14 protein-coding genes are annotated in these 13,421 nt (G+C 65.1%); 12 read left to right on the top strand and 2 right to left on the bottom strand.

Going from position 1 to position 13,421, the window contains the following annotated elements; genetic code table 11:
* Positions 1-4 precede the first annotated feature (4 nt).
* The 9 genes from secY (at position 5) to galE (ending at position 5,718) form a co-directional block, all read left to right on the top strand.
* On the top strand, positions 5-1,330 hold the full coding sequence (secY, locus tag GO615_RS09150) for a preprotein translocase subunit SecY (RefSeq protein WP_169127183.1): 1,326 nt from the start codon (positions 5-7) through the stop codon (positions 1,328-1,330).
* Positions 1,331-1,333: 3 nt separating this feature from the next.
* The gene (gene infA / locus GO615_RS09145) at positions 1,334-1,552 is read left to right on the top strand and encodes a translation initiation factor IF-1 (protein ID WP_015437563.1); all 219 of its coding nucleotides are present in this window, start codon (positions 1,334-1,336) and stop codon (positions 1,550-1,552) included.
* A gap of 21 nt (positions 1,553-1,573) precedes the next feature.
* Positions 1,574-1,687, top strand: a complete 114-nt coding sequence (gene rpmJ, locus GO615_RS09140) for a 50S ribosomal protein L36 (RefSeq protein WP_076603157.1) — start codon at positions 1,574-1,576, stop codon at positions 1,685-1,687.
* A 53-nt stretch (positions 1,688-1,740) separates the two neighbouring features.
* Positions 1,741-2,103, top strand: a complete 363-nt coding sequence (gene rpsM / locus GO615_RS09135) for a 30S ribosomal protein S13 (protein WP_169127181.1) — start codon at positions 1,741-1,743, stop codon at positions 2,101-2,103.
* Positions 2,104-2,115: 12 nt separating this feature from the next.
* Entirely contained in the window at positions 2,116-2,505 is a 390-nt protein-coding gene (gene rpsK, locus GO615_RS09130) for a 30S ribosomal protein S11 (protein WP_011237995.1), read from the top strand.
* Positions 2,506-2,519: 14 nt separating this feature from the next.
* Positions 2,520-3,149 (top strand): 30S ribosomal protein S4, encoded by a 630-nt coding sequence (gene rpsD, locus GO615_RS09125; protein ID WP_169127179.1) that lies wholly within the window; start codon positions 2,520-2,522, stop codon positions 3,147-3,149.
* Positions 3,150-3,188: 39 nt separating this feature from the next.
* Positions 3,189-4,169 carry a DNA-directed RNA polymerase subunit alpha gene (locus GO615_RS09120; protein ID WP_169127171.1) on the top strand — a complete coding sequence of 327 codons (981 nt, stop codon included), beginning with the start codon at positions 3,189-3,191 and terminating at the stop codon, positions 4,167-4,169.
* 27 nt (positions 4,170-4,196) lie between these two features.
* Complete coding sequence (gene rplQ / locus GO615_RS09115; RefSeq protein ID WP_169127169.1) at positions 4,197-4,601, top strand: 50S ribosomal protein L17; 405 nt, start codon at positions 4,197-4,199, stop codon at positions 4,599-4,601.
* 97 nt (positions 4,602-4,698) lie between these two features.
* Positions 4,699-5,718, top strand: coding sequence for a UDP-glucose 4-epimerase GalE (gene galE / locus GO615_RS09110; protein WP_169127167.1), 1,020 nt, complete (start codon positions 4,699-4,701; stop codon positions 5,716-5,718).
* A 41-nt stretch (positions 5,719-5,759) separates the two neighbouring features.
* Here the strand turns inward: galE and GO615_RS09105 are convergent, their stop codons facing one another.
* On the bottom strand, positions 5,760-6,059 hold the full coding sequence (locus GO615_RS09105; protein ID WP_169127165.1) for a hypothetical protein: 300 nt from the start codon (positions 6,057-6,059) through the stop codon (positions 5,760-5,762).
* A 111-nt stretch (positions 6,060-6,170) separates the two neighbouring features.
* Positions 6,171-9,005, bottom strand: a complete 2,835-nt coding sequence (uvrA, locus tag GO615_RS09100) for an excinuclease ABC subunit UvrA (protein WP_169127163.1) — start codon at positions 9,003-9,005, stop codon at positions 6,171-6,173.
* Between the two features lie 134 nt (positions 9,006-9,139).
* On the opposite strand from uvrA, the gene GO615_RS09095 reads away from it, so the two are divergent.
* The 3 genes from GO615_RS09095 (at position 9,140) to GO615_RS09085 (ending at position 13,421) form a co-directional block, all read left to right on the top strand.
* Positions 9,140-10,324, top strand: coding sequence for an MFS transporter (locus GO615_RS09095; protein ID WP_169127161.1), 1,185 nt, complete (start codon positions 9,140-9,142; stop codon positions 10,322-10,324).
* Between the two features lie 24 nt (positions 10,325-10,348).
* Entirely contained in the window at positions 10,349-10,837 is a 489-nt protein-coding gene (gene ssb / locus GO615_RS09090) for a single-stranded DNA-binding protein (RefSeq protein WP_169127159.1), read from the top strand.
* Positions 10,838-11,267: 430 nt separating this feature from the next.
* Positions 11,268-13,421: a hydantoinase/oxoprolinase family protein gene (locus tag GO615_RS09085; RefSeq protein WP_169127157.1), complete on the top strand. Its 2,154-nt coding sequence runs from the start codon at positions 11,268-11,270 to the stop codon at positions 13,419-13,421.

The following is a 13,421-nucleotide window of genomic DNA, read 5'->3' as shown; positions in this document are numbered from 1 at the left end:
CGCTGTGGCCAATCCCGCTGCCACCCTGGGAACGCCCGGTCGTTTTGGCGATCTTAAGCGCCGACTGCTTTTTCTGGTCGGTGCGCTGATCGTCTATCGGATCGGCGCGCATATCCCGGTGCCTGGAATCGATCCGAGTCGGCTGGCTGAGCTGTTCCAGTCGCAGTCGGGCGGAATCCTGGGCGTCTTCAACCTGTTCTCGGGCGGCGCGCTGTCGCGCTTCACGATCTTCGCGCTGGGGATCATGCCGTACATCTCGGCGTCGATCATCATGCAGCTGATGACCGTCGCGGTGCCCACGCTCGAAGCCCTGAAGAAGGAGGGCGAGGCAGGTCGGCGCAAGATCACGCAGTACACGCGCGCCGGTACCCTGGTGCTTGCGCTGGCACAGTCGCTGGGGATCGCGATCGCGCTCGAAGGGCAGGCCGGGCTGGTGCTGGATCCGGGCTTCACCTTCCGCTTCGTGACGGTGGCGACGCTCGTGACGGGTACGATGTTCCTGATGTGGCTGGGTGAGCAGATCACGGAACGCGGGCTCGGCAACGGTATCTCGCTCATCATCTTCGCCGGCATCGCCGCGGGGCTGCCGAGTTCGATCGCCGGTTTGTTCGAGCTGGTGCGTACCGGGGCCATGCATCCCTTCACCGCGCTGCTGATCTGCGTGCTGGTGGTTCTGGTGACGGCGTTCGTGGTCTTCGTCGAGCGTGGGCAGCGCAAGATCCTGGTGAACTACGCCAAGCGTCAGGTCGGCAACAAGATCTACGGTGGGCAAAGCTCGCATCTGCCGCTGAAGCTGAACATGGCAGGGGTGATTCCGCCGATCTTCGCTTCGAGCATCATCCTCTTCCCGGCGACGTTGGGCCAATGGTTCGGCTCGTCGGAAAGCATGATCTGGCTGCGTGACCTGTCGGCCAAGCTGGCGCCGGGGCAGCCGGTCTACGTGATGTTGTACGCGGTGGCGATCGTCTTCTTCTGCTTCTTCTATACCGCGCTCGTGTTCAATGCACGCGAGACCGCGGACAACCTTAAGAAGAGCGGGGCGTTCGTTCCGGGTATCCGGCCGGGTGATCAAACCGCGCGTTACATCGACAAGATCCTGACGCGCCTGACGCTGGTGGGGGCGGTATACATCACCCTCGTCTGCCTGCTGCCGGAATTCCTGATCCTCAAGTGGAATGTGCCGTTCTACTTCGGTGGTACTTCGCTGCTGATCATCGTCGTGGTGACGATGGACTTCATGGCGCAGGTTCAGGCGTACGTGATGTCGCACCAGTACGAGAGTCTGCTGAAAAAGGCGAACTTCAAGGGGGCGGGCCTTCCGATCCGGTAAGTTATGGCGAAGGAAGACGTCATCGAGATGCAGGGTGAGGTTACCGAGAACCTCCCCAATGCAACGTTCCGCGTTCGGCTCGAAAACGGACACATGGTCCTCGGCTACATCTCCGGCAAGATGCGGATGCATTACATCCGCATCCTTCCGGGTGACAAGGTCACCGTGCAGCTGACGCCGTATGACCTGACCAAGGCCCGGATCGTGTTCCGGACCAAGTAATCAAGAAACAGGAGCAAGGAAATGAGAGTTCAGGCTTCGGTTAAGCGGCTCTGCCGCAACTGCAAGATCGTTCGCCGCAAGGGTGTGGTCCGCGTCATCTGCGCGGATCCGCGTCACAAGCAGCGCCAGGGTTGATCTTCGGACAACCTGGGATTAACATTTAATGTTTAGCTTTTTGGGGTAATCGAATGGCCCGTATTGCTGGGGTAAACATTCCCAATCACAAGCATGCCGAGATTGCGCTGACCGCCATCTATGGAATTGGCCGTTCGCGTGCTCAGAAAATCTGTGATTCCGCCAACGTCGCGCGTTCCGTCAAGGTAAAGGATCTCACCGAGTCGGACATGGAGCGTCTGCGTGACGAGGTTGGCAAGTTTGTCGTCGAGGGCGATCTTCGCCGTGAAGTGACGATGAATATCAAGCGCCTGATGGACTTGGGTTGCTATCGTGGTGTCCGTCACCGTCGCGGCCTTCCGCTGCGCGGTCAGAGGACCCGGACTAACGCCCGCACCCGCAAGGGACCGCGCAAGGCGATCGCCGGCAAGAAGTGATAAGGACTGATAATGGCTAAAACTGCTGCGAAAGTTCGCAAGAAGGTCAAAAAGAACGTTGCCGAGGGTATCGCGCACGTTCACGCGAGCTTCAATAACACCATCATTACGATTACCGATCGTCAGGGCAACGCCCTGTCGTGGGCAACGTCGGGCGGCGCGGGCTTCAAGGGCTCGCGCAAGAGCACGCCGTTTGCCGCCCAGGTTGCCGCCGAAGCCGCCGGCAAGGCCGCGCAGGAATGCGGCGTCAAGAACCTGGAAGTGCGCATCAAGGGGCCCGGTCCGGGCCGCGAATCCGCTGTTCGCGCCCTGAACGCGCTGGGTATGAAGATCTCCAGCATTACCGACATCACGCCGATTCCGCATAACGGCTGCCGTCCGCCGAAAAAGCGTCGTATCTGACAAGGAGTTGAAACGTGGCTCGTAATCTGGATCCCAAGTGCCGTCAGTGCCGTCGCGAAGGCGAGAAGCTGTTCCTGAAGGCCGAGAAGTGCTTCACCGACAAGTGCGCGATCGAGCGCCGCTCGTATGCTCCTGGCCAGCATGGCCAGCGTTCCGGACAGCGTCTGTCCGGCTATGGCGTTCAGCTGCGTGAAAAGCAGAAGATCCGTCGCCTGTACGGTGTTCTGGAAGCGCAGTTCCGCAAGGTCTACGCCGAGGCGGACCGCCGTCGCGGCCAGACCGGCGAGAACCTGCTGCAGCTGCTCGAAGGTCGCCTTGATTCCGTCGTCTACCGCATGGGTTTCGGCGGCTCGCGCGCCGAAGCTCGTCAGCTGGTCCGTCACAACAGCATTCTCGTGAATGGCAAGCGCGTCAATATCCCGTCGTACGTCGTGCGTCCGGGCGAGACGGTCGAGCTCACCGAGAGCGCGCGCGGCCAGCTCCGCGTCAAGGCCGCCCTCGAGGCCGCCGCCGCACGTGGTTTCCCCGAGTGGCTGGAAGTCGATGCGAAGGCCGGCAAGGGCGTGTTCAAGGCTTACCCGCAGCGTTCGGAGCTGCCGCCGACGATCAACGAAGGTCTCGTCGTCGAACTGTACTCCCGCTAACGGGCTCGCCTGAAGACTCAAAGATCCGAGGAACTGCTGATGCAAAGCAATTCACTGCTGAAACCCCGCATCATCGACGTCCAGTCCGTGTCGCCCGTTCAGGCGCGCGTGACGATGGAGCCGTTCGAGCGTGGTTTCGGTCATACCTTGGGGAATGCGCTGCGGCGCATCCTCCTTTCCTCGCTGCCGGGCTATGCGCCGACGGAAGTCTCGATTGAGGGCGTGCTGCACGAGTACTCGACCCTGGACGGGGTGCGCGAGGACATCGTCGACCTGTTGCTGAACCTGAAGGGCGTGGTGCTGAAGCTGCACAACCGTGGCGAGGCAACCCTGCGTCTTTCGAAGTCGGGTGACGGTGTGGTCACCGCGCGCGACATCGAAGCGAGCCACGACGTCGAGATCATCAACCCCGATCACGTGATCGCGCATCTTGCACCGGGCGGCAAGCTCGAGATGCACATCAAGGTCGAGGAAGGGCGTGGATATGTGCCGGGCAACGTTCGTCCGGTTGCCGGCGAGAGCAAGAGCATCGGGCACATCGTGCTCGACGCTTCGTTCAGCCCGGTTCGCCGTGTGAGCTATCTCGTCGAAAGCGCCCGCGTCGAGCAGCGTACCGACCTCGATCGCCTGGTTATCGACATCGAGACCAACGGAGCAGTGGACCCCGAAGAGGCGATCCGTTACGCCGCGCGCGTGCTGATGGATCAGCTGTCGGTGTTCGCGGATCTCGAGGGTACGGCGCCGGTGGCGGAAGTGACCGCTGCGCAGGTGATCGGCCCCGTGCTGCTGCGTCCTGTCGATGACCTCGAGCTGACCGTGCGGTCCGCCAACTGCCTGAAGGCCGAGAACATCTACTACATCGGCGATCTGATCCAGCGTACGGAAACCGAGCTGCTGAAGACCCCGAACCTCGGCCGGAAGTCGCTGAACGAAATCAAGGAAGTGTTGGCCTCGCGTGGGCTTACGCTCGGCATGAAACTGGAAAACTGGCCGCCGGCCGGGCTCGAGAAGCTCGGTTGAGTCGGCACAGTTGAGTGAGGAATAAAAATGCGTCACCGCAACGGTCTTCGCAAGCTTAACCGTACCAGCGCGCATCGTCAGGCCATGTTCCGCAACATGGCAAATTCGCTGCTGCGTCACGAAGTCATCAAGACGACCCTGCCCAAGGCCAAGGAACTGCGCCGCGTGGTCGAGCCGCTGATCACCCTGGGCAAGAAGCCCAGCCTGTCGAACCGTCGCCTGGCGTTCAGCCGTCTGCGCGATCGCGACATGGTCGTGAAGCTGTTCGACGAGCTGGGCCCGCGCTTTGCTGCCCGTAACGGCGGCTATCTGCGCATCCTGAAGTTCGGCTTCCGCGACGGCGACAACGCGCCGATGGCGCTGGTCGAACTGCTGGATCGTCCCGCCGAGGGCGATGTGGCTGCTGATGTGCAGGAAGCCGCAGCTGCGTAAGTATTCGCAACGCGACCATCGTGTCATCGAAAATGGGCCGTCTGACGGCCCATTTTTTTTGTGGGTCGGTATGTGATGTGCGTTTGGGAGGATTGCCTTGAGTACGGTGCTGGTGACTGGCGGGGCCGGGTATATCGGCTCGCATACGTGTGTGGCCTTGCTGGAGGCGGGGCACGACGTCGTGGTCGTCGACAATCTGTGCAACAGCAAGCGCGCGGCGCTGGATCGCGTGGAGCGGATTGCAGGCAGGGCCTTGCGCGGGTTTTATTGCTCTGACGTGCGTGATGCGGGCGCATTGGCACGGGTGTTCGCCGAGCAAAGCGTGGATGCCGTGATCCATTTCGCCGCACTGAAGGCCGTGGGTGAGTCCGTGGCGAAGCCGCTCGCGTATTACGAGAACAACATCGGCGGGCTGCTCGTGCTCCTCGAAGCGATGGATGCTGCGGGGGTGCGGCGACTGGTGTTCAGTTCCTCGGCGACCGTTTATGGGGATCCGGCGTCGGTGCCGATCCGGGAGGACTTTCCGGTCGGTGCGACGAACCCGTATGGGCGCACGAAGCTCATGTGCGAGGACGTGTTGAGGGATCTCGTCGCGGCGGATGCGCGCTGGCATGTCGCGCTACTGCGGTATTTCAATCCGGTCGGTGCGCATCACAGCGGGTTGATCGGCGAGGATCCGAACGGGATCCCGAACAACCTCATGCCTTATGTGAGCCAGGTCGCAGTCGGGAAACTGAAGGAGTTGCAGGTGTTCGGCGGGGATTACCCGACGCCTGACGGGACCGGGGTGCGCGACTATATCCATGTCGTCGATCTCGCCGCCGGGCACGTCGCGGCGGTCGAGCGCATGGAAGGGCTGCCCGGGGTGAGTTGTGTGAATCTCGGGACCGGGCGCGGGTACAGCGTCCTGGAGGTTGCGCGGGCATTCGAGCGCGCGTCGGGTCGGACGGTGCCCTTCCGCATCGTGGCGCGTCGGCCGGGCGACGTCGCGGCGTGCTGGGCCGATGCCAGCCAGGCGGAGAAGGTGTTCGGGTGGCGGCCACGATACGATCTCGATGCGATGTGCCGCGACGCCTGGCGGTGGCAGTCGCAGAATCCCGGAGGGTATCCTGGCTGAGGGGCAATCAGGACGTCGGCGCCCGCCGGGAGGGCGCCTGCCTACCAGGATTTGCGCAAGCGATTGCGGTACTGGACGTCGTGCGGAAGGACTTTCTGCATGGGCTCGAGGTGGGCTGCGACGATCTCGCAGGCCTTCGCCAGCGTCTCGGGCGTCAGTTGCGGGAGTTCGCTCGGGCGCGCGGTGAGGCGCACGACCTGGTCGATCGCGCGTTTGCGCTGCTGTTCCTCCGCCGCTTGATAGACGCCCAGGCCGGCGTCCAGAAGGGTCTTGAGGATCTTTACACGACGGTCGATGCGGTCGAGGAAGACGGCCTGGACGTCGTTCGGGACTGCGGGCATGAGCTTCTCCTTGATTTTGCGGGCGGGGCCTCGCGGCGACCGCCGTATTGTCCGGAATACTCTTGGCGGGCTTGCTTCAAATTGTAAGCGCGATCATCGGCGCGTTCGCGTTCAGGTGCATGAAGGCGGGGCGAGCATCCGCTTGAGGTAGCGGCCGGTGTGACTGTCGGGGTGCGCGGCGAGCGCTTCGGGCGGGCCGCTGCACAGGATGCGGCCGCCACGGTCGCCGCCCTCGGGGCCGAGGTCGATGAGCCAGTCGGCGGTCTTGATGACGTCGAGGTTGTGTTCGATGACGACGATGGTGTTGCCGTGGTCGCGCAGGCGGTGGAGCACGCCGAGCAGGAGTTCGATGTCGCGGAAGTGCAGGCCCGTCGTGGGTTCGTCGAGGATGTAGAGGGTGCGGCCGGTGTCGCGCTTGGAGAGCTCCAGCGCAAGTTTGACGCGCTGGGCTTCGCCGCCGGACAGCGTGGTGGCGCTCTGTCCGAGGCGGATGTAGCCGAGGCCGACGTCCATCAGGGTTTCGAGCTTGCGCGCGACCGTCGGAACGGCGCGGAAGAATTCGAGCGCGTTCTCCACCGTCATGTCGAGCACTTCGTAGATGGTCCTGCCCTTGTAGCGGATCTCCAGCGTTTCGCGGTTGTAGCGCTTGCCGTGGCACACGTCGCAGGGGACGTACATGTCGGGCAGGAAGTGCATCTCCACCTTGATCATGCCGTCGCCCTGGCAGGCTTCGCAGCGGCCGCCCTTGACGTTGAAGGAGAAGCGGCCGGGGCCGTAGCCGCGCGCGCGCGCGTCGGGCACGCCGGCGAAGAGCTCGCGCACGGGCGTCAGCAGGCCGGTGTAGGTCGCGGGGTTGGAGCGCGGGGTGCGGCCAATGGGGCTCTGGTCGACGTTGATGACCTTGTCGAAGTGGTCGAGGCCGTGCACGGCCGCGAACGGCGCCGGTTCGGTCGTCGAGCCATAGAGGTGTCTGGCCGCGAGGGCGTACAGGGTGTCGTTGATGAGGGTCGATTTTCCGGAGCCGGAAACGCCGGTGATGCAGGTGAACAGGCCGACCGGAATGGTGAGTTCGACGTTCTTGAGGTTGTTGCCGGTGCAGCCCTCGAGCCGCAGCTGGAGCTCGGCATCCGGGGGGGCTCGGCGTGCCGGGAGGGGAATGGTGTAGCGGCCGGCGAGGTAGGCGCCGGTGAGCGAGGCGTCGCTCGCGACGATCTCGGCCGGGGTGCCGCGCGCGACGATTTCGCCGCCGTGCACGCCGGCGCCGGGACCCATGTCGACGACGTAGTCGGCGCAGCGGATGGCGTCCTCGTCGTGCTCGACGACGATGACGGTGTTGCCGAGGTCGCGCAGCTGGCGCAGCGTGCCGAGCAGGCGGTCGTTGTCACGCTGGTGCAGGCCGATCGAGGGTTCGTCGAGGACGTACATGACGCCGGTGAGGCCGGAGCCGATCTGGCTGGCGAGGCGGATGCGCTGCGCTTCGCCGCCCGAGAGCGTGTCGGCGGAGCGGTCGAGCGAGAGGTAATCGAGGCCGACGTTGATCAGGAAGCTGAGGCGGTCGGAGATCTCCTTGACGATCTTGGCAGCGACGAGGCCGCGGTGGCCGGTGAGGGCGAGACCGTCGAAGAAGGCCTTGCATTCGCCCAGCGGCATGCGGCTGACTTCGTGCAGCGAGCGGTCGCCGATGAGGACGTGGCGCGCTTCGGTGCGCAGGCGTGTGCCGTGGCAGCTCGGGCAGGCCTGCGTGGCGCGGAGCTTGGCGAGTTCCTCGCGTACGGCGGTGGAGTCGGTCTCCCGGTAGCGGCGATCGAGGTTGGGGACGATGCCTTCGAAGGGGTGTTCCTTCGCGACCATGCGACCGTTGTCGGAGAGGTAGCGGAAGGCGATCTTGTGGCGGCCCGAGCCGTGCAGCACAACCTGGCGGACCTCGTCGGGCAGGTCGCCGAAGGGGGTGTCGATGTCGAAGCCGTAGTGGTCGGCGAGGCTTGCGAGCATCTGGAAGTAGAACTGGTTGCGCCGGTCCCAGCCGCGGATCGCGCCGGCGGCGAGCGAGAGCTCGGGGTGGGCGACGACGCGCGCGGGGTCGAAGAACTCGACCTGGCCGAGGCCGTCGCACTTGGGGCAGGCGCCGGCGGGGTTGTTGAACGAGAAGAGGCGCGGTTCGAGTTCGGCGAGCGCGTAGCTGCACACCGGGCAGGCGAAGCGGGCGGAGAAGAGGTGCTCGGTGCCGCTGTCCATCTCGACGGCGATGGCGCGGCCGTCGGCGTGCGTGAGGGCGGTCTCGAAGGATTCGGCGATGCGGCCGCGCTGGTCGGCGCGGACCTTGAGGCGGTCGATGACGACTTCGACGGTATGGCGGCGGCCTTTCTCGAGCGCGGGCATGGCGTCGAGTTCGGCAATGCGGCCATCGACGCGTACACGCACGAAGCCCTGCGCGCGCAAGTCGGCGAAGAGGTCGCTCTGCTCGCCCTTGCGGTGCGCGACGACGGGCGCGAGGATCATCAGGCGCGTGTCTTCGGGCAGGGCGAGGACGTGGTCCACCATCTGCGAGACGGTCTGCGCCTCCAGCGGGTGTTCCGGGTGGTCGGGGCAATGCGGGGTGCCGGCGCGCGCGTAGAGCAGGCGCAGGTAGTCGTGGATCTCGGTGATCGTGCCGACCGTGGAGCGCGGGTTGTGGCTGGTGGCTTTCTGCTCGATCGAGATCGCCGGCGACAGGCCCTCGATCAGGTCGACGTCCGGCTTCTCCATCAGCTGCAGGAACTGGCGCGCGTAGGCCGACAGGGATTCGACGTAGCGGCGCTGGCCCTCGGCGTAGAGCGTGTCGAAGGCGAGCGAGGACTTGCCGGAGCCGGACAGGCCGGTGATCACGGTGAGCCGGTTGCGCGGCAGCTCAAGGCTGATGTTCTTGAGATTGTGGGTGCGGGCGCCGCGAATGCGGATTTCGTCCATGGGCCGGGCTGACGAAGGGTAACGTGCCACTATACGAGAGAACACCGGCGCAAGCCAAACCGGCGGGCGGCGAGTGCTAGAATCGCGCTTTTGCCCCAGCCCCGAGACCGATGGCCCGACCCGAGCACGATCCGATGACCCCCGCAGAACGCCGGGCGGGCGCGAGCCTGGCCGCGATTTTCGCGCTGCGCATGCTCGGGCTGTTCCTGATCCTGCCGGTGTTCTCGGTGCACGCGCATCAGATTCCTGGCGGCGACAACCTGACCCTCGTGGGCCTGGCGATCGGCGCGTATGGCCTGACGCAGGCCTTCCTGCAGATGGCCTACGGTGCGGCCTCGGACCGCTTCGGGCGCAAGCCGGTGATCGTGTTCGGACTCGTGCTGTTCGTGATCGGCAGCGCCGTCGCGGCGGTCGCCAGCGACATCGGGACGGTGATCGCGGGACGGGTGCTGCAGGGTGCGGGCGCGATTTCGGCGGCGGTCACTGCGCTCGCGGCGGACCTGACGCGCGACCAGCACCGCACCAAGGTGATGGCGATGATCGGCTCCAGCATCGGGCTGGTGTTCGCGCTGTCGATGGTGGCGGCGCCCATTCTGTATAATGTCATTGGCATGGGTGGGATCTTCTGGCTGACGGCCTTGCTGGCGGCTGCGGCGATCGGTGTGGTGCTGTACGTGGTGCCGGCTGCTCCGCCGGTGCCGCGTGCGCCGACCGGGCTGTTCGGCGAGGTGTTCCGCGACGGCCAGCTGATGCGCCTGAACATGGGGGTTTTCGTGCTGCACCTGATCCAGACGGCGATGTGGGTGATGGTTCCGGCTGCGCTGGTGAGCGGTGCGAATCTGCCGCTGCCGGAGCACTGGAAGGTCTATCTGCCGGCCGTGGTGCTGTCGTTCGCGGCGATGGTGCCGGCGGTGATCGTGGCGGAGCGGCGCAACCGCATGAAGCAGGTGTTCGGCACCGCGGTGGCGCTGCTGGTGGTCGTGCAGGCGGGGCTTTTCGCCTTTGGCGGCAGCGCCGTGACGCTCGGCCTGTGGCTGACGCTGTTCTTCGTCGCCTTCAACGTGCTCGAGGCGATCCTGCCGTCGTGGATCTCCAAGGTGGCGCCGGCGCACGCGAAAGGCACGGCGCTGGGCCTGTACAACACGCTGCAGTCGATCGGGCTGTTCCTCGGCGGGATGCTGGGGGGGTGGCTGGCCGAGCAGTTCGGCAGCGGCGCCGTGAACCTCGTGTGCGGCGTGCTCGCCGTGATCTGGCTGCTGCTGGCAGCCTCAATGAATCCGCCCGCCCGCCGTGTGACGCCGGCGTCGGCGGCACACTAACCTGAAACATCGGAGGAGAACCTCATGGCTTCCCTGAACAAAGTCATCCTGATCGGCAACCTGGGCCGCGATCCGGAAACCCGCTATGCGCCGAGCGGCGACGCGATCTGCAACATCACCGTGGCGACGACCGAGACGTGGAAGGACAAGCAGAGCGGCGAGCGCAAGGAGGCGACCGAGTGGCACCGCGTGGTGTTCTTCGGGCGGCTGGCCGAGATCGCCGCGCAGTACTTGCGCAAGGGCAGCCAGATCTACGTCGAGGGGCGCCTGCAGACGCGCAAGTGGCAGGACAAGGACGGGCAGGACCGCTACACGACCGAGATCCGCGGCGACGAGATGAAGATGCTGGGTTCGCGTCAGGGTGGCGGCGGTGGCGATGCGCCGATGGGCGGCTACGATGCACCGGCCGCTGCGCCAGCGCGCCAGGCTCCGCAGCAGGCGCCGGCGCAGAAGGCGCCGAGCCAGTCGAGCGGTGGCGGCTTCGGCGATTTCGACGACGACATTCCTTTCTGATCGCCCCCCCGACGCGTCGCTCGCCGACGCCTGCAACACCCGACGCGAGGTCCCTGTGGCCTCGCGTTTTCTTTTGTGCCGTGCGCACGCACGGCGCTGCTGTGTGCGCATTCGGCCGGCGCAAATGAGTCGCGCCGCTCGCGCGGTCGCGTTCCGTTTTTCCTCCCTTCCCCGCGACGCATCGTCCGGACGCACCGAGCGGTGACCGGTGCGTCCGTCCGACTTCCGTACGGTCATCCATTTTCTGGTCGTACGTCTCGCGTCTCGCTTGTTGTTGCGGTGCAGGAGGCGTGTGGCGTTTCTCCTCCATTTTCGGGCACGTCGCGCTGCTGCGTTGCAGCGGGCGGGAATTGGCACGGCCGCTGCAATGGGTACTGCGGGGGCCGGCAGCATCGGCGACTCGACAATCCAGGAGATGATGGAGACAAACATGGAAGTCCAACAGGCAGCATCACAGGTACAGGTGATGGGCATCGATGCCGGCGGCACGATGACCGATACCTTCTTCGTGCGCGCCGACGGTCGTTTCGTCGTCGGCAAGGCTCAGAGCAACCCCGGGGACGAATCGCTGGCGATCTTCAATTCGTCGCAGGACGCGCTGGCCCACTGGGGGCGCGAGGTCGACGACGTCTATCCGGAGCTCGTGACCTGCGTTTATTCGGGCACCGCGATGCTCAACCGCATCCTCATGCGCAAGGGGCTCGACGTTGGCCTGATCTGCAACAAGGGTTTCGAGCAGATCCACTCGATGGGCCGTGCGCTGCAAAGCTACCTCGGCTACGCGCTCGAGGACCGCATCCATCTCAACACCCACCGTTACGACGAGCCGCTGGTGCCCGTTTCACGCACCCGCGGCGTGACCGAGCGTACCGATGTGCAGGGCAAGGTCGTGATCCCGCTGCGCGAGGAAGAGGTGCGCCAGGCGACGCGCGAGCTGGTCGAGGCTGGCTCGCAGGCGATCGTGATCTGCCTGCTGCAGTCGCACAAGAACGAGGTGAGCGAGCAGCGCGCACGCGATCTGGTCCGCGATGAACTGAAGAAGCTGAAGGTCGACATTCCGGTATTCGCGTCGGTGGATTACTACCCGTCCCGCAAGGAAAGCCACCGCATGAACACCACCATCCTCGAGGCCTACGGCGCTGAACCGTCGCGCCAGACGCTGAAGAAGGTCAGCGACCGCTTCAAGAAGCATGGTGCGAAGTTCGACCTGCGTGTGATGGCGACGCACGGCGGCACGATCTCGTGGAAGGCGAAAGAGTTGGCGCGCACCATCGTGTCGGGCCCCATCGGCGGCGTGATCGGCTCGAAGCTCCTGGGCGAGTGCCTGGGTGACGAGAACATCGCGTGCTCCGACATCGGCGGCACCTCGTTCGACGTCGCGCTGATCACCAAGGGCAGCTTCGCGATCAAGTCGGACCCGGACATGGCGCGCCTGGTGCTGTCGCTGCCGCTGGTGGCGATGGACTCGGTGGGCGCGGGGGCGGGCAGCTTCGTGCGTCTCGACCCGTACAGCAAGTCGATCAAGCTGGGGCCCGACAGCGCCGGCTACCGCGTCGGCACCTGCTGGCCGGAGAGCGGGCTGGACACGGTGTCGGTGTCCGACTGCCACGTCGTACTGGGTTACCTGAACCCCGAGAACTTCCTCGGCGGCGCGATCAAGCTGGATGTGCAGCGCGCGCGCGACCACATCAAGGCGCAGATCGCCGATCCGCTGGGGCTCTCGGTCGAGGATGCGGCCGCAGGCGTGATCGAGCTCCTGGACCTGACGCTGTCCGAGTACCTGCGCGCGAACATCAGCGCGAAGGGCTACAACCCGGCCGAGTTCACGTGCTTCTCGTACGGCGGTGCGGGCCCGGTGCACACCTACGGCTACACCGAAGGGGTGGGCTTCAAGGACGTCGTCGTGCCGGCCTGGGCAGCGGGATTCTCGGCCTTCGGTTGCGCGTGCGCGGACTTCGAGTATCGCTACGACAAGTCGGTCGACCTCGGCGTGGCCCAGTTTGCGAGCGATGCGGACAAGGCGGCGGCCTGCGCGAGCCTGCAGGATGCGTGGGAAGAACTGGCGGTCAAGGTCATCGACGAGTTCGTGATCAATGGCTACAAGCCGGAAGACGTGCTGCTGATCCCCGGCTACAAGATGCAGTACATGGGCCAGCTGAACGACCTCGAGATCGTCTCGCCGGTGTCCTCCGCGGCGACGGCGGCGGACTGGAACCAGATCATCGAGACCTTCGAGAACACCTACGGTCGCGTCTATGCCAATTCGGCGCGCTCGCCGGAGCTGGGCTTCTCGATCACCGGCGCGATCCTGCGCGGCATGGTGGTGACGCAGAAGCCGGTGCTGCCGGAAGACCCGGACTGCGGGCCGAACCCGCCGAAGGAAGCCTATCTGGGCACCCGTCCGTTCTACCGCCACAAGCGCTGGGTCGAGGCCGCGCTGTGGAAGATGGAAGCGCTCAAGGCCGGCAACCACATCGTCGGGCCCGCGATCATCGAATCGGACGCGACGACCTTCGTGGTGCCCGACGGCTTCGAGACGACGGTCGACAAGCACCGCCTGTTCCATCTCAAAGAAGTGAAGTAA

It is taken from the genome of Aromatoleum evansii, assembly GCF_012910805.1.
Lineage (GTDB): Bacteria > Pseudomonadota > Gammaproteobacteria > Burkholderiales > Rhodocyclaceae > Aromatoleum > Aromatoleum evansii.
This window is presented reverse-complemented; position numbering and strand designations above follow the sequence as displayed.